The 14937-nt window shown below is 70.1% G+C and carries 15 protein-coding genes and 1 tRNA gene; 5 read left to right on the top strand and 11 right to left on the bottom strand.

Features of this window, described 5'->3' with window-relative positions:
• The first annotated feature begins 43 nt into the window (after window positions 1-43).
• The gene (locus AB0H88_RS33545) at window positions 44-598 is read left to right on the top strand and encodes a cysteine hydrolase family protein (RefSeq protein ID WP_357651578.1); all 555 of its coding nucleotides are present in this window, start codon (window positions 44-46) and stop codon (window positions 596-598) included.
• Window positions 599-632: 34 nt separating this feature from the next.
• Here the strand turns inward: AB0H88_RS33545 and AB0H88_RS33540 are convergent, their stop codons facing one another.
• The 5 genes from AB0H88_RS33540 to AB0H88_RS33520 form a co-directional block, all read right to left on the bottom strand.
• Entirely contained in the window at window positions 633-1157 is a 525-nt protein-coding gene (locus AB0H88_RS33540; RefSeq protein ID WP_357651576.1) for a phospholipase, read from the bottom strand.
• 140 nt (window positions 1158-1297) lie between these two features.
• Window positions 1298-2395, bottom strand: a complete 1098-nt coding sequence (locus AB0H88_RS33535; protein WP_357651574.1) for a Gfo/Idh/MocA family oxidoreductase — start codon at window positions 2393-2395, stop codon at window positions 1298-1300.
• Window positions 2380-3084: a ThuA domain-containing protein gene (locus AB0H88_RS33530; RefSeq protein WP_357651572.1), complete on the bottom strand. Its 705-nt coding sequence runs from the start codon at window positions 3082-3084 to the stop codon at window positions 2380-2382. Before AB0H88_RS33530 ends, AB0H88_RS33535 begins: the two co-directional genes overlap by 16 nt.
• Window positions 3085-3152: 68 nt before the next feature.
• The gene (locus tag AB0H88_RS33525) at window positions 3153-3632 is read right to left on the bottom strand and encodes a MarR family transcriptional regulator (RefSeq protein ID WP_357651570.1); all 480 of its coding nucleotides are present in this window, start codon (window positions 3630-3632) and stop codon (window positions 3153-3155) included.
• 61 nt (window positions 3633-3693) lie between these two features.
• Window positions 3694-4587 (bottom strand): N-acyl homoserine lactonase family protein, encoded by an 894-nt coding sequence (locus AB0H88_RS33520; RefSeq protein WP_357651568.1) that lies wholly within the window; start codon window positions 4585-4587, stop codon window positions 3694-3696.
• 186 nt (window positions 4588-4773) lie between these two features.
• Between AB0H88_RS33520 and AB0H88_RS33515 the strand changes: the two genes are divergently transcribed.
• Window positions 4774-6150 carry a serine hydrolase domain-containing protein gene (locus tag AB0H88_RS33515; protein ID WP_357651566.1) on the top strand — a complete coding sequence of 459 codons (1377 nt, stop codon included), beginning with the start codon at window positions 4774-4776 and terminating at the stop codon, window positions 6148-6150.
• A gap of 117 nt (window positions 6151-6267) precedes the next feature.
• Here the strand turns inward: AB0H88_RS33515 and fdhA are convergent, their stop codons facing one another.
• From fdhA to AB0H88_RS33485, 6 genes are all read right to left on the bottom strand, one after another.
• Window positions 6268-7494, bottom strand: coding sequence for a formaldehyde dehydrogenase, glutathione-independent (gene fdhA / locus AB0H88_RS33510; RefSeq protein WP_357651564.1), 1227 nt, complete (start codon window positions 7492-7494; stop codon window positions 6268-6270).
• A 54-nt stretch (window positions 7495-7548) separates the two neighbouring features.
• The gene (locus tag AB0H88_RS33505) at window positions 7549-8457 is read right to left on the bottom strand and encodes an MIP/aquaporin family protein (protein ID WP_357651562.1); all 909 of its coding nucleotides are present in this window, start codon (window positions 8455-8457) and stop codon (window positions 7549-7551) included.
• A gap of 78 nt (window positions 8458-8535) precedes the next feature.
• Entirely contained in the window at window positions 8536-10470 is a 1935-nt protein-coding gene (locus AB0H88_RS33500; protein WP_357651560.1) for a SelB C-terminal domain-containing protein, read from the bottom strand.
• Window positions 10470-11819, bottom strand: a complete 1350-nt coding sequence (gene selA, locus AB0H88_RS33495; protein ID WP_357651558.1) for an L-seryl-tRNA(Sec) selenium transferase — start codon at window positions 11817-11819, stop codon at window positions 10470-10472. Before selA ends, AB0H88_RS33500 begins: the two co-directional genes overlap by 1 nt.
• Window positions 11820-11834: 15 nt before the next feature.
• A tRNA-Sec gene (locus AB0H88_RS33490) sits at window positions 11835-11927 on the bottom strand.
• A gap of 74 nt (window positions 11928-12001) precedes the next feature.
• Entirely contained in the window at window positions 12002-12709 is a 708-nt protein-coding gene (locus AB0H88_RS33485) for an SDR family oxidoreductase (RefSeq protein WP_357651556.1), read from the bottom strand.
• Window positions 12710-12767: 58 nt separating this feature from the next.
• Between AB0H88_RS33485 and AB0H88_RS33480 the strand changes: the two genes are divergently transcribed.
• The 3 genes from AB0H88_RS33480 (at window position 12768) to AB0H88_RS33470 (ending at window position 14916) form a co-directional block, all read left to right on the top strand.
• Entirely contained in the window at window positions 12768-13175 is a 408-nt protein-coding gene (locus AB0H88_RS33480; RefSeq protein ID WP_357651555.1) for a MerR family transcriptional regulator, read from the top strand.
• A 90-nt stretch (window positions 13176-13265) separates the two neighbouring features.
• Window positions 13266-14423, top strand: coding sequence for a selenide, water dikinase SelD (gene selD, locus AB0H88_RS33475; protein WP_357651553.1), 1158 nt, complete (start codon window positions 13266-13268; stop codon window positions 14421-14423).
• Window positions 14410-14916, top strand: a complete 507-nt coding sequence (locus AB0H88_RS33470) for a UTRA domain-containing protein (protein ID WP_357651551.1) — start codon at window positions 14410-14412, stop codon at window positions 14914-14916. Before selD ends, AB0H88_RS33470 begins: the two co-directional genes overlap by 14 nt.
• The last annotated feature ends 21 nt before the right edge of the window (window positions 14917-14937 follow it).

Below are 14937 nucleotides of genomic sequence, written 5' to 3'. Positions count from 1 at the left end.
GGCCGTAGTGGCATGTCCGGCCGACCGAACCGAGGAGATCATCGTGACCACGCTGTCAGATCGACCCAACACCGCCTTGCTGGTGATCGACGTCCAGAACGGCATCGTGGCGGGCAACCACCAGCGTGATGAGGTCGTCGCCAACATCAGCACGCTGGTCGACCGGGCTCGCGAAGAGGGCGTCCCGATCGTCTGGGTCCAGCACTCCAGCGAGCAGGTGGTGAAGGAGAGCGACGCCTGGCAATACGTCCCGGAGCTGGTCCGCCGTGAGGCGGAGCCGCTGGTGCACAAGACGTTCGCCGACTCCTTCGAGGACACCGACCTGGAGGAGGTGCTGGCCGGGGCCGGAATCGGCCGCCTGGTGGTGGCCGGCGCGCAGACGGACGAATGCATCCGGTCCACGATTCATGGCGCCTTCGTGCGTGGCTACGACGTGACGCTCGTCGGTGACGCGCACACGACGGAGGACCAGAGCGAGTGGGGCGCTCCGCCGCCGGACAAGGTCATCGCGCACACCAACCTCTATTGGCGCTACCACACGGCGCCCGGCCGCACTGCCGCGGTGGTGGAGACGAAGGATGCGACGTTCGGCGACTGAGCCGACAGCATCCTCCGTCTCCGCCTCCGCTGGTTCAGGCGTTCTGGGCCTTCAGTTCGGCGTCCCGCTTGACCTGCTGGATCTGGTCGTCGGTGACGACGAGGTCGCCCAACTGCCGGACCGCCTGGTAATACGTCCAGGCCAGGCCGTCACAGGTGGACTTGGAGATTCCCGAGTATCCGGCGCACACCTGCTTCATATCGAAATAGAAGGCGCTGTCGATACGGTCCTTGTTGGCCGGGAATTGGCTTACGGCCTTGTAGTTTCGGTAGCCGAAATCGTGTCGCCGGCACGGCATCCGGAAATCGAAACCGAGAGGCTGATCGGGGCTGCTGGAGCACAGGTCGGTGGACCAGTCGAAGGCGTAGTCGGCCCACGCCGCCTGGTTCTGCCAGGCGGCGCGCCAGGAGGCGGTGCTGGCGGCGGTGGGCTGGGTGAATCCGGAGAGCGCGGCGAGTTTCTGCTCCAGAGTCACCGCATGGGCTGGTAGCGCGAACGCGAGGACGGCGATCAGGGAGGTGACGACGGCGGCTAACGTGGCGAGTGATCGTCTGACCATGAGGACCTGCTTCTCTTGCCCGGGGGGTAAATGTGTCATGGCAAGGTTCACCTGACGGTCTAACGATGAAGCGAAATCCCGGGCAATGCAGAAGCAGATCTTGCTTAATTTCCGCCAAGAAGTTCGAGCAAAACGGACATTTACCTCTGGTCGACGGGCTGAGTCAGATTCACCGGCGGAGGGCGTTCGCAGGTGCTCGTGATGGTCACCGCCGCGCCGGAGTGCGCCGAGGCCAGCAGCGACTCCATGACGTCGAGCACATGGAAGGCCAGCGATCCGCTCGTACGAGGCTCCTCGCCCACCGGTGTCGAGGCGAAGTCGGCCAGGCCCACCCCGCGCCCGGCCTCGACGTAGCCGGCCGCCACGGGAAGAGTCCGCCAGTCGCCCTCACCGACACCTGACACCAGGACGGATCCGTCGAAGTAGTTCGGGTCGGGCACGACGAGCGAGCCCGTCTCGCCGTGCACCTCGATGTTGGGCGCTTTGGTCGCCGCCCCGTCGAAGCTCATCACCAGCGTGGACAGCGCTCCCGAGGTGTGGACGAGCACCCCGGTGACGTGCGTGTCCACCGTCACCGGGATCTCCTCGCCCTGGCGGGGTCCGGAGCCGATCGTGCGCTTGGCCCGCGTACGGCTGGCCGCGCCGACGACCGACGCCACCGGGCCGAGCAGGGTCACCAGGCTGGTCACGTAGTAGGGCCCCATGTCCAGGAGCGGGCCGCCGCCGGGGACGTAGTAGAAGTCGGGGTTCGGATGCCAGCGTTCGTGACCGGGCGTCATCATCGTCGCGGTCGCCGCGATGGGCCTGCCGATCAGGCCGTCGTCGATCGCCTTGCGCGCCGTCTGCGTACCCGTGCCTAACACGGTGTCCGGCGCGCATCCCACGCGCACCTGAGCGGCGCCGGCCGCGCGCAGCATCCCGGCGGCCTCCTCGGCGGTCGCGGCGAGGGGCTTCTCGCAATAGACGTCCTTGCCCGCCGCTATGGCCTGAAGCGCGATCTCGGCGTGGGCGGCCGGGATGGTGAGGTTGAGCACGATGTCGATGCGCGCGTCCGCCAGCAACTCCGCCACGCTCAGCACGTCGACGCCCGCATAGGGCCGCACCGCCTCCCGCGCCCGGTCAAGGTCCAGATCGGCCACCGCGACGAGCCGCAACTCCGGCAGCCGGTCGATGGTCTGGAAATACTGCGCCGAGATGGCGCCGCACCCGACGACGCCCACGTTCACCGGCTGGCCCACAGCATGCCCCTCTCAATGATGGTGCGCACGTTCTCGTCCTCCAGGACGTCGAGGCTGTGCCCCGGGGTCGCGACGAAGATCCGCCCACTCCCCCACCGCCTGGTCCAGATCGCCGGCGAGGTGACCTCCCGGTGCCAGGGGTCCCAGGGGCGGACCTGCTGCGTCGTGGTCGCGAGCACGTCGATGTAGTCGTCCGTCAGCACCCAGTACTGCTCGGTGACGAGGCCGAAGTCCGCGATGCCCTCGGTGATGGGGTGATCGGCGGCTTCGGGCAGCATGTTCACGGTGTACGGCACGAAGTTGTCCGCCGCCGAGCCCTGCCGCTCGGCCGGCTCCTTACCCGGATGGCAGGCGAACTGCCCGCCGATCAGGTGCAGATAGTCGGAGGAGTTGCGGTAGGAGTCGGCGATGCCACCGTGCCAGCCCGCCATCCCCGTGCCCGACTCGATCGCGGCCCGCAGGCCGTTGAGCTCGGCCGGCTCGATCGTGCCCATCGTGTAGCACTGCACGATGAGATCGACCCCGGCCATGAACGCGGAGTCCGCGTACGGCGCCGGGGAGTCCGCCCGGCTCACCTCGAACCCCTGCTTCTCCAGGTAGGGGACAAAGAGCTCGGTGGCCGCGACCGGGGCGTGCCCTTCCCAGCCGCCCCGTACCACCAGAGCCTTCCGACGATGATGACCTGTCATGCTTCCACCCATCCGCTCAGCAGTCGACGCCTCCGATCATCGCATTGCATGCCAAAGCGGGCAAAAGGTTAGATGCCGCCCGGTTTGCCTTTCTTGTCGGCGATCCGGCGAGCCAGGGCCCGGCCTGCCGGCAGATCGGCGACGAACGCGCGGAGGAAAGCGGTGACCTGGTCGAGGTCGCGCCCTTCGGCGGCGGCGTCGATGGATCGGTAGAGGTCATCTTCGATCGTGGTGATCTGCCGGGCGAGGCGCCTGCCCTCTTCGGTGAGGGACAGCTCGATGTGGCGGCGGTCGTGCGCGGACACCTGACGGTCGACGAGGCCCATCGTGGCGAGCCGGTCGACCAGACGGCTGGGACTGTTGCCACTCTCGCAGACCAGCAGGTCGCCGAGCCCGTTGAGAGTAAGGGGCGGGCGATCCGCGAGGATGCGGAGCACCTCGGCCTGGGAGGGAGTGACTCCGAGCGGCTTGAGCGCCTGGCCGAGCAGCCTGTTGCCTTCACGCTGCGCGGCCAGGATCAGATAGCGGAGTTCTTCAGCGGTTCGCATGTGAGTCAGCCTGTCGTGTCCTGGCAAGAGCTGCCGTCACGAGTCTGGGTGAGAGTCGCCGTCACGAGCGCCGGCCGGTCTTGGCGAGAGCCGCCGTCACGGACGCCAGCCGGGCGGCCGCTCCCGGATCGTGGGCCGGCAGGATCACCAGGCCCGGGTTCTTCTCCCGCAGCGTGTTGATCGCCTTGGTGGTGTCGTCCAGCTGCCGCCTGTCTCCTACGCCCGGCACATGGCCCTCGTGCAGCAGATGGGCGTCGTAGGTCAGGTCGCCGACCATGAGCAGCGGCGGGTGCCCCTGGCCACGGACCAGCAGCGACAGCGATCCGGGAGTGTGGCCGGGGCTGGGCAGCAGCACGAGGCTGCCGTCCCCGAACAGGTCGTGGCCGGTCGTGAAGGGCGCGAGCCCGGGATCCTGGACGGCACCGAACTCGATGTGCCGCCAGCGCAGCCCGGGGAGGTCGATGTGGGACCGCAGGAGCCCCCGCAGTTCGGGCAGGGCTCCATCGAGCGTCCGCCATTCCGTGCCGCTGACCACGATCTCGGCGCCGGTCAGCTCCCGCAATCCCCCGATATGGTCCTGATGCAGGTGGGAGATCACCACCGTGTGCACGTCCGCGATGTCGTAGCCGCCGGCAGCCAGCTGGGCGGTGAGGGTGTCGGCGGGGCCGATGTCGAAACGGGCCAGCCGGTCGTACATCACTCCCGTGATGCCGCCGGGGAAGTAGCCGGCGTCGGTCACCGACGCCCGATCCTGGCCCGCGTCGAACAGCACCAGCCCACGCTCATGCTCGATCACATAGACGTTGATCGGCAGCGGCGGGGTCCACCGGCGCGAGGTGAACAGCCACCAGTACATCGGTTTGCGGGTCGCGGCCACGTGCTCCGGGTGGATGGACACCGCCCCGGTGCTGACCACCGATACCCGCTTGATCGTGTCGACCATCTCGTGTCTCATGGGAATTACATTACACGACATGTATGTCGTGTCAACTATTTCATGAACGCCCCCACTCATCTGGGACTGAGAGCGGCGTATCACGGCGCTGTCAGGCCCGTGTCAGCGGCGGCGGCCATCGTCCTACCCGCACGCCAGAACGTACGAGATCTCGACGTGAACGGTCGGGAGAAGAGGAGATCCACGATGTCGCAGGAGAAGCTGTCCGAGTTCGTCGAGATGACGGCCAAGGAGTTCGGCATTCCCGGTGTCGCCGTGGGGGTGCTGGCCGGCGGCCAGGAGTTCGTCGCCTCTCATGGGGTGACGAGCCTCGACAACCCGCTGCCGGTCAATGACAAGACGCTGTTCCCCTTGGCCTCGGTGACCAAGAGCTTCACCGCGACCGCGCTGATGCGCCTGGTGGCGGAAGGCAAGGTGGAGCTGGACGCGCCGGTGCGGCGTTACGTACCCGAGCTCAGGCTCGCCGACGAGGCCGCCGCCGCGCAGATCACCGTGCTGAACCTGCTCAACCACACCGCCGGGCTGGACTGGAACCTGATCGACACCGATGAGAGCGACGGTTCCCTGGCCGCGTTCGTGGCGAAGCTGGACGAGCTGACCTTGATCGCGCCGCCCGGCGCCCGGGCCTCCTACAGCCAGGCCGGTTACAACCTGGCCGGGCGGGTCATCGAGAAGATCACCGGGCTACCTTTCGAGAAGGCCGTGGCCGCGCTGGTCCTGGAGCCGGCCGGGCTGTCGAACACCTTCTTCGATCATGATGACGTCATGATCCGGCGGTTCGCCGTGGGCCACAACCTCGGTGAGGACGGCACGATGCGCGCCGCGCGGCCGTGGACGTCGTGGCGGGCCGGCTCGCGGGCCAACTACCCCGGCGGGGGCAGCGTGTCCTCGGTGAGCGACCTGCTGCGCTGGGCCCGGTTCCACCTCGGCACCGGTGACGGTGTGCTGCCCGCCGAGGCGCTGCACCGCATGCAGGAGCCGACGGTCGAACTGCGGGCCAGCACGCTCGGCGACGCCTTCGGCATCTGCTGGTTCCTGCGTGAGGTGGACGGAGTCCACACCATCGGGCACGGCGGATCGGGCAACGGTCAGTTCGCCGAGCTGCTCATCGTGCCCGAACACGACTTCGCCGTCATCTCCCTGGCCAACGCCGGCCCTGACGGCTACCCCTTCAACCAGGCTGTCGTCCGCTGGGCATTGGAGAACTACCTCGGCGTGGTCGACCGGGACCCCGAGCCGATCCCCTACGACCAGGCGCGGGCGCGGCAGGTCGTCGGCCGCTACGAGATCGACGCCATGAACCTCGACATCGCCACCGACGGGCATCAGCTCACCCTTGAGGTCGGGATCAAGCCGGAGATCCGCCAGGCATCGGATGCCGACATGCCCCCGGACTACGCGCCGGCCGCCTTCGGGTTCCTGCCCGGCGACGGCGACGAGTACATCCTCACCGAGGGCGGGCTGAAGGGGCAGCGCGGCTACTTCAGCCGCGACGACAGCGGCACGATCGTGGGCGTCGACCTCGCCGGCCGGCTGTTCGTCCGGGCCACGACCTCATCGTGATCGATCGGACGTGCCGCGAGCGGCACGCGTTATGCCGGTGTGCTGCGAGCGGCACGTGTTCTGTCGGATGTGCTGCGAGCGGCGCGTGTCGCGCCGCTCGCAGTGGAGACCGCGTCGTCAGGACGCCGTCTTGGCGAGCATGCCGTGCGGGTCGAGCACGTACTTGCGCGCGGCCCCCTCGTCGAACTCGTGGTAGCCCCGCGGCGCGTCGTCGAGCGAGATCGGCGTCGCGTTGACGTTCTTCGCGATCTGCACCCGGTCGTTGAGGATCGCCATCATGAGCTGGCGGTTGTACCTCATGACCGGGCACTGGCCGGTGACGAAGGAGTGCGACTTGGCCCAGCCGAGGCCGATCCTGATGGACAGCGAACCGTGCTTGGCCGCCTCGTCCTGCGCACCGGGGTCACCGGTGACGTACAGGCCGGGAATGCCGAGCGCGCCACCCGCCCGGGTGATGTCCATCAGCGTGTTGAGCACGGTGGCGGGACGCTCCACGTCGGAGTCCCCGCCGTGGCCGCGGGCCTCGAAGCCGACGGCGTCGACGGCGCAGTCCACGACCGGCTCGCCCAGGATGTGCTCGATCTGGTCCTTCGGCTCACCCAGGGCCACGTTGATCGTCTCGCAGCCGAAGGTGTGGGCCTGGTCCAGCCGCTCCTTGTTCAGGTCGGCGACGATGACCACGGCGGCTCCGAGCAGGAACGCCGAGGTCGCCGCGGCCAGGCCGACCGGGCCGGCGCCGGCGATGTACACGGTCGACCCGGGTTTCACCCCAGCGCTCACGCAGCCGTGGAACCCGGTCGGGAAGATGTCCGAGAGCATGGCCAGGTCGAGGATCTTCTCCATGGCCCGTTCCTTGTCAGGGAACTTGAGCAGGTTCCAGTCGGCGTACGGCACCAGGACGTACTCGGCCTGCCCGCCTACCCAGCCGCCCATGTCGACGTAGCCGTACGCCGAGCCGGGCCGGTCGGGGTTGACGTTCTCGCAGACGCCTGTCTTGCCCTCCTTGCAGTTGCGGCAGCGGCCGCAGGCGATGTTGAACGGTACGGACACGAGGTCCCCGACTTTGATGAACTCCACGTCGGAACCGGTTTCGATCACCTCACCGGTGATCTCGTGGCCGAGGATGAGGCCCGGCGGGGCCGTGGTGCGGCCGCGGACCATGTGCTGGTCGCTGCCGCAGATGTTCGTCGCCACCGTTTTGAGGATGGCGGCGTGCGGTAGTTTGCGCCCTACGTTGCCCGGGTTCACTCCCGGGCCGTCCTTGAGCTCGAATTCGGGATAGTCGGTCTCGCGTACCTGGACGTTGCCTGGTCCTTCGTACGAAACTCCCCTATTGCCGGGCATGACTCCCCCTTGCCCGATAGATGGCGGATGTTCGTTCGCTCACGTGGTCACGGATCACCCCCCATGCCCAGGGCGCCAGCGGCGGCGGCCGATGTGCCCCACTCGGTCACGGATCCGGTCGTCGTGTGGGTGCCGGGCCGACGGGATGTCACCCGCGGCGCCCTGAGCGGCCTCGGGCAGCTCCTGTTCTCGCGCATCCTGTCCCCGCGCGCCGATGATCTCTCCGGCGGTGCCCTGCTCGGCCGTCACGGGCAGCTCGCGCATCGGGCGCGCCACCAGGTCGTACACCACGACGGCCAGCACCGCGCCGACGATCGGGCCGACGATGTAGACGCCGAACAGCCTCCATGGCGCATCACCGCCGAACAGACTGGTCGTGAGGTACGGCCCGAACGTACGGGCCGGGTTGACGGAGCCGCCCGTCAGCGGGCCGAGCACGAAGATCTCGCACGCCACGGCCAGCCCGATCATCCAACCGGCCCAGCCGCTCGGCGCCCGCCGGTCGACCGCCAGCGCCATGATCGTGAGCAGCAGCAGGAACGTCCCCAGTGCCTCCATCAGGATGCCCTGCCCATAGTTCACGCCCGGACCGAGCGCGGTCAGCCCGACGCCGTTGTCCACCGCCCGCCGGCCGAATCCGCCCACGATCAACAGCCCGCCGGCGAACGCGCCGACGAGCTGGGCGACGATGTAGAACGGCACCTCCGACCACGGGAACCTACGTCCCGCGGCCAGGGCGATGGTGACCGCCGGGTTGATGTGCGCGCCGGACGTACTGCCGAAGGCGTAGATGACGAGCGCGACCACCACGGCGAACGAGAACGAGATGATGCCCAGTGCGGCGTAGTCGAGCCGGCCGTTCTGCATGACCAGCGCGGACACCACGGACCCGGCACCGAAGAGGACCAGCAACATCGTTCCGATGGCTTCCGCGACAAGACGTCGCGGCAGATCTCCAACCATCGCAACCCCCCGATGACGATGGTTTATCCCACATTCGAATATATACCTGCCCTGTAGAGGAGACCCAGGTCAGGGTGGCTAGAGGCAGCGGCGATGACCCTCGTCCACCCGCCGCGTCAGCCCGCTCCGGTCGAGGTGTTCGAGCAGCGGCACCGCGACCCGCCGGCTGGTGTCGAGGGCCCGCCTGGCCTGGCTGACCGTGAAGGGCTGCGGCAGGCGGCGCAGCAGCTCCGCCGCCCGTGCGTCCGCGCCGGGCAGCAGCACGATCCCCTCGCTCACGCGCAGCAGACGCCCGGCCCGTACGGCCGCCGCCAGCTCCCGGGAACCCAGCCCCAGCCCGGCCAGCCGCCCGGCCTCCGGCGCTTGGAAGGGGTGTGCCGCCAGCTCCCCTCTCAGCCGCTCGACCGCCCGTGCCACCGGCTCGGGCAACCCGGCGGACCGGGTCACGATCCGCCCCTCGGCGAGCGCGAACGGCGCCCGGACCAGCGCGGCGACCAGCTGCCGGTCGGGCAGCCCGAGCGCGTGGCGGGCCGCCTCGATCGGCATGCCGGACTCCAGGGGGTGCTCGACGGCGTATCGCCGCGCCGTGTCGGCCAGCCGCTCGCCCAGCTCGGCCCAGTACTCGGGATCGGCGTACCAGTCCCCACAGACCGGCCCCCCGCCCAGGCCACCGGCCTCGACGGCCGTGTCCGGGTGGGACACGCCAGCTGTGGCGACCGTGCTGGAGCCGACCGAGTCCGGGCCGGATGTGCCGATCATGGCGCTCAGGTCGGCCGCGCGCAGCAGCCGGTGGATGCGCAGGGCGCAGGCCGCGTCCGGGGCGGCAGACTCCAGCCGGGCGGCGTGCGCCCGCGCCGCGCCCCGGCGGCCGAGCGCGGGCGGGCGCACGTCGAGCACGCTCGCCGCCGCCAGCACCCGCACCTCGGCCCGGTCGCGGCCGGGGTCGCGCAGCAGCAGCACGTCTCCGAGGTGGAGCGGGAGCGGGCGCGCCAGGCGCAGCCGTACGACACGCCCGCCGAGTGTCCGCACCTCACACGTCACCGCCGCCGACCCGATGTGCGCGGTCAGCAGCCGGGGCAGCCGCCTCTCCTCCTCCCTTCCCCGGCCACTCACCAGAACATCACCGCCGCTTCCTCCCGGAACGTCAGCCGCTTCGGGACAGGAGCCGGTGTCCCGGAGGGTCCCGACCGGGGTGATCCGGACGTCGACCAGGCCCGTGTACGTCCACCTGCCGGGTGTGACCAGCGCCCGGCCACGCTCGGGCAGACCATGGCCGCGCTCGGGCAGGCCGGGGCCACGCAGGTTGACCGCCACCCTGGCCACCCCGGTCACCGAGGACAACGGCTCCTTCAGGGACTCCAGCGCCCGCACCCGTACAGGCTCGCCGTCCAGCGCCAGCTCGTCACCCACCGAGATGGCACCCTCGGGCAGGGTCCCGGTCACGACCGTGCCGCTGCCCGTCACACTGAACGCCCGGTCGATCCACAGCCTGACCGGCGCCTCCGGATCGGGCGCGGGCAGCGCGGCGACCAGCCGGTCCAGCGCCTCCCGCAGCTCATCGAGCCCCTGCCCGGTCCGCCCGCTCACCACCACCGCCTCGACCACACCAAGCCCTGCAGTCAGGCGAGCACGCGCCTGGTCGAGGGCCGGCGCGGGGTCGGCGAGGTCGGCTCGGGTCACCGCGAGCAGGCAGCGCCGTACGCCGAGCGCCTCCAGCGCCACCAGGTGCTCCTCGGACTGCGGCATCCAGCCCTCATCCGCGGCCACCACGAACAGCACCGCCGGCACCGGACCCACCCCCGCCAGCATCGTGCTGAGAAACCGCTCATGCCCCGGTACGTCGACAAAGGCGAGGCGCCGCCCCGAGGGCAGCGTGGTCCACGCGTACCCCAGCTCGATCGTCAGCCCCCGCCGCCGCTCCTCCTCCAGCCGGTCGGGCTCCATCCCGGTGAGCGCCCGCACCAGCGTGGACTTGCCGTGATCGACGTGACCCGCCGTGGCCACGACGTACATCAGCCGCTCGCCCCGAAGCCGCTGGACCCGAGGTCATTCGCCTTGGAGTCACTCACCCCGAGGCCGCTCGCCCCGAGGATCGCGCGTCGCACGTCACCATCGCGATCACCGGGAACGGTGCGCAGGTCCAGCAGCAGCCGCCCGCCCTCGATCCGGCCGACCACCGGGGGCTCACCAGCGCGCAGCGGTGCGGCGAGCCGTTCGGGCAGGCTGACGGCGGCGCTCGCCAGCCTCACCCCGGGCGCCCCGCCGCCCCCGACGGCGGCCTGGCTCGGCACCGCCCGCGCGTCGACTCCCGCGTCGGCGAGCCGCCCGGCCAGGGCCGCGGCACGGTCGCCGAGCGCCGACAGGTCGGCGTACAGCGCCAGGCGGACGGGCACCACAGGGCCCCGGAGCGTGGCCTCCAGCGCGGCCAGCGTCAGCTTGTCGACCCGCAGCGCGCGGGCGAGCGGGTGCCGCCTGCAGCGTTCGACCAGGTCACGGCGGCCGAGGAGGAGACCCGCCTGGGGCCCGCCGAGCAGCTTGTCACCGCTGGCCGTCACCAGGTCCGCCCCGGCCGCGAGTACGGTCGCCGCGTCCGGCTCCTCGGGCAGCAGCGGCTCGCGCGCCAGCAGGCCCGAGCCGATGTCGGCGACGACGGGCACACCGAGCCCGGTCAGTTCGCGTACGTCGACGGAGCCGGTGAAGCCCTCGATCCGGAAGTTCGACGGGTGCACCTTGAGCACGCATCCGGTCTCCGGCCCCACGGCCGCCGCGTAGTCGCGGTAGGAGGTGCGGTTGGTCGTACCGACCTCGCGCAACCGCGCCCCGGTGGAGACGAGCAGGTCGGGGATGCGGAACCCGTCGCCGATCTCCACGAGCTCACCCCGGCTGATCACGATCTCCCGACCGGCGGCGAGCACGGTCGCCACCAGGACGAGCGCGGCGGCGTTGTTGTTGACGACGTGCACGTCCTCGGCGGCCGGCACGGCCCTGGCGAGCGCGTCCAGCGCGCCCCGCCCGCGCCGGGCCCGGGTGCCGGTCTCCAGGTCGAACTCCACGTCGGCGGCACCGGCCGCGGCGGCCATCGCCTCGATCGCGGCGGGCGACAGGGGCGCCCGCCCCAGGTTGGTGTGGACCAGCACGCCGGTCGCGTTGATCACCGCACGCAGGCTCGCGGCCCGCGGCGGGAGCGCCGCCACCGCCGCGTCGGCGACCTCCTCGGGACCGATCTCACCGCTGCGCGCCCGCTGCTGCGCCCGCGCCACCGCGTCCTTGACGACCGACCGGCCCAGCCGCCCACCCGCCGCGACCAGCCGTGGATCGGCGAGTACGGCATCAGTACGGGGTACGTGCCTGCGTGGGTCCACCCTTCGAAAATAGAGCGGAGGCGGACGGGAATCGAACCCGCCAGGCCGAGGACCTCGGCCTCGTCGGTTTTGAAGACCGCGGGGGCCACCAGGCGCCCAGACGCCTCCAACGCAGAACCTACCCGTCACAGCGGGTATGACCTCGAACGCCACACCCGCCGCGAGCCACCCGAGGCAGCAGGTCAGGCCGTGAGGGCGGCCGCCGCTTCCCGGTAGATGACGCCCGGGTCCTGGGACAGCCATGCCTTCACCTGGCGGCTCCAGTCGTCGGCGAGCACCTCGGGCCGGTGCGCCTCGATACCGTCGAGGGCCGCCGCGACGATCACCTCGGGGGCGCTCTTGTCGCCGTTGTACCAGGCCATCATGTCGGTGTCCGCAGCGCCCAGGTGCAGGCCCGTCACCAGAGTGCGCTGGTGGGCCAGCTCCAGGCGTGCGCTGTTGGTGAGCGCCCACTCGGCGGCCTTCGCCGCGTGGTATCCGCCCGCCCCGTCGAAGGCGAGCCACGAGATCGCGGACAGAACGTTGAGGATCGCGCCGTCGGCCAGCTGGGGCGCGAAGGCACGGATCACGTTGAGAGTGCCATAGAAGTGGGTGTCCATCTCACGGCGAATCGGGTCCAGGTCCCCGGTGACCAGATTCGCCCCGGTCGAGATTCCCGCATTGTTGATGACGATCTTGACATCAGGTGCCGCTGCCGCCGCGGCGGCGACCGATGCCGGATCCGTGATGTCGAGGCGCAGCGGGACGACCCCCGGTACGTCGATGAGCTCCGGGCGGCGGGCAGTGGCGTACACCTTGCCCGCGCCGCGGTCGAGGAGAGACAGGATGAATTGCCGTCCGAGGCCGCGGTTGGCCCCGGTCACCAGCACATGTGCTCCGTTTATCTGCATGCGGATAGGCTAAAACCTGACGTTGACGTCAGAGGCAAGTCTTGTGATGGAGGTCACGGTGCGTATCGGCGAGTTGGCGGCAAGGTCGGGCGTCAGCGTGCGGGCCCTGCGCTACTACGAAGAGCAGGGCTTGTTGGCCGCCTACCGGAGCGCCTCCGGGCAGCGCCGCTACCCCGAGGCGGCGGCCGACCGCGTCCAGCTGATCCAGATGCTCTACGCGGCCGGTCTGTCCAGCCGGACCATCGTCGAACTGCTGCCCTGCGTCGAGGCCAACGTCAGTACTCCGGAGTCGCGTGCCCGGCTCGCCGCCGAACGCAATCGCATCGATGCCCAGATCACCACGTTGACCCGTACCCGTGACCGCCTGGACACGGTCATCCGGCTCTCCGAAAGCCCGGACAGCGACTGCATGCGGATCGCGGACCAGGACCTCGCCGCAGAGGCGAGTCACTCCGCGACGCCGTGATCGCCGCCGCGCGGCTGGCCGGTCCTGAGGTGCTCCCACCGGGTATGAGTCCTGGACCTCTGTAAACGCGAGCCGACGAAAGCCACAGCCATGACACGCACCACCGAGACCGTCCGGCTGACGCAGTACGCGCACGGAGGCGGCTGCGCCTGCAAGATCCCACCAGGCGAGCTGGAAGCCGTAGTGGCTGAGCTCCGCACGCGCGACCGCAAAGCCGTCGGCGGGCGCGGAGCCGCAGGCGGGCATGGGGTTCCCGGCGAGCGTGAAGCCGTCGGCGAGCATGGGGTTGTCGGCGAGCGTGAAGCCGTCGGCGAGCATGGGGTTGTCGGCGAGCGTGACACCCTCGGGGAGCTGATCATCGGGCTGGACGACGGGGATGACGCCGCCGTGGTCCGTATCGACGGCGGCCGGGCGATCGTGGCCACCGCCGACTTCTTCACGCCCGTGGTGGACGACCCTTACGACTGGGGCCGCATCGCGGCGGCCAACGCCCTGTCGGACGTCTACGCGGTCGGCGGGGAGCCGCTGGTGGCGGTCAACCTGCTCGGCTGGCCGAGGGAGAAGCTGCCCATGGAGCTGGCGAAAGAGGTGCTGCGCGGCGGCCTGGACGTAGCCCGGGCGGCGGCCTGCCACGTCGCGGGCGGCCACAGCGTCGACGACCCGGAGCCGAAGTACGGCATGGCCGTCACCGGCCTGGCCGATCCCGCGCGGCTGCTGCGCATCGACGGCGGCCGGCCCGGACTGCCGATCTCCCTCACCAAGCCGCTCGGCATCGGGGTGCTCAACACCCGACACAAGGCGACCGGCGAGGTGTTCCCGCAGGCCATCGCGGCGATGACCACCCTGAACCGCGACGGCTCCCGGACCGCGCTGGCCGCCGGAGCGAGGTGCGCCACGGACGTGACCGGGTTCGGACTGCTGGGTCACCTCTACAAGCTGGCCAGGGCCAGCGGCGTCACGGCCGTGGTGGACGTGGCGGCCGTACCGTACCTGGAAGGGGCTCGTGAGGCGGTACGCGACGGCTACGTCAGCGGCGGCACCCGCCGCAACCTCGACTGGGTCCGCCCCTGGCTCGATCCCGGCGGCTACGGCGAGGCCGACCTGCTACTACTCGCCGACGCCCAGACCTCCGGCGGCCTGCTGGTGGCCGGGGAGATTCCTGGCGCGCCGATCATCGGCGAACTGGCCCCCCTGGACGGCCCCCACCTGCGACTTCGGCCACGCGGGAAAGGGCGTGTTCGTCCGTGACAGACAGCCGTTCGTCGTCAACGCAAGCGCGTACATGCCCCCAGGCCCTCGTGGATACAGCTACGAGCTTCTCAAGGTCGGGGAGATAACCCCTCCCAGCGATGTCGCCGCGGCGTTCACCGTCAGCGGTGACGATCTGGTCGTCATGCGCCACCGGCTGCTGTTGCATGACGGCGCTCCCGTTGAGCTGTCATGGTCTTACTACCCGGCGAGCATTGCGGCAGGAAGCCCGCTGGCCGCCAGGCGAAGAATCCGCGGTGGTGCGCCACAGGCGTTGGCCGACCTCGGGTTTCCGCAGCGCCACTTCATAGATCGCATCTCCGTTCGGCAACGCACCGAGACGGAGGTGCAAGGACTGGATCTCCCACCCGACGTGCCGGTGTTTCGGCAGTTCAGGGTTGCCTACAGCGACAGTGCGCGGCCGGTCGAAGTGTCGGTGCTGATCAAGGGCGGACACCTCTACGAGTTGTCGTATCACCAGCCCGCAGACTGACGCCCCCAGGCCGTTCTAAGG

This window comes from Nonomuraea sp. NPDC050680 (assembly GCF_040654555.1).
In the GTDB taxonomy this organism is placed as follows: domain Bacteria; phylum Actinomycetota; class Actinomycetes; order Streptosporangiales; family Streptosporangiaceae; genus Nonomuraea.
The sequence above is the reverse complement of the archived record's forward strand: the minus strand, read 5'-3'. Positions and strand labels throughout refer to the sequence as shown.

Coding starts and splice junctions, on each gene's coding strand:
- AB0H88_RS33540 (WP_357651576.1), bottom strand. CDS start 1,157: ATGGTCAGACGATCACTCGCCACGTTAGCCGCCGTCGTCACCTCCCTG.
- AB0H88_RS33530 (WP_357651572.1), bottom strand. CDS start 3,084: ATGACAGGTCATCATCGTCGGAAGGCTCTGGTGGTACGGGGCGGCTGG.
- AB0H88_RS33525 (WP_357651570.1), bottom strand. CDS start 3,632: ATGCGAACCGCTGAAGAACTCCGCTATCTGATCCTGGCCGCGCAGCGT.
- AB0H88_RS33520 (WP_357651568.1), bottom strand. CDS start 4,587: ATGAGACACGAGATGGTCGACACGATCAAGCGGGTATCGGTGGTCAGC.
- AB0H88_RS33515 (WP_357651566.1), top strand. CDS start 4,774: ATGTCGCAGGAGAAGCTGTCCGAGTTCGTCGAGATGACGGCCAAGGAG.
- fdhA (WP_357651564.1), bottom strand. CDS start 7,494: ATGCCCGGCAATAGGGGAGTTTCGTACGAAGGACCAGGCAACGTCCAG.
- AB0H88_RS33505 (WP_357651562.1), bottom strand. CDS start 8,457: ATGGTTGGAGATCTGCCGCGACGTCTTGTCGCGGAAGCCATCGGAACG.
- AB0H88_RS33500 (WP_357651560.1), bottom strand. CDS start 10,470: ATGTACGTCGTGGCCACGGCGGGTCACGTCGATCACGGCAAGTCCACG.
- AB0H88_RS33485 (WP_357651556.1), bottom strand. CDS start 12,709: ATGCAGATAAACGGAGCACATGTGCTGGTGACCGGGGCCAACCGCGGC.
- selD (WP_357651553.1), top strand. CDS start 13,266: ATGACACGCACCACCGAGACCGTCCGGCTGACGCAGTACGCGCACGGA.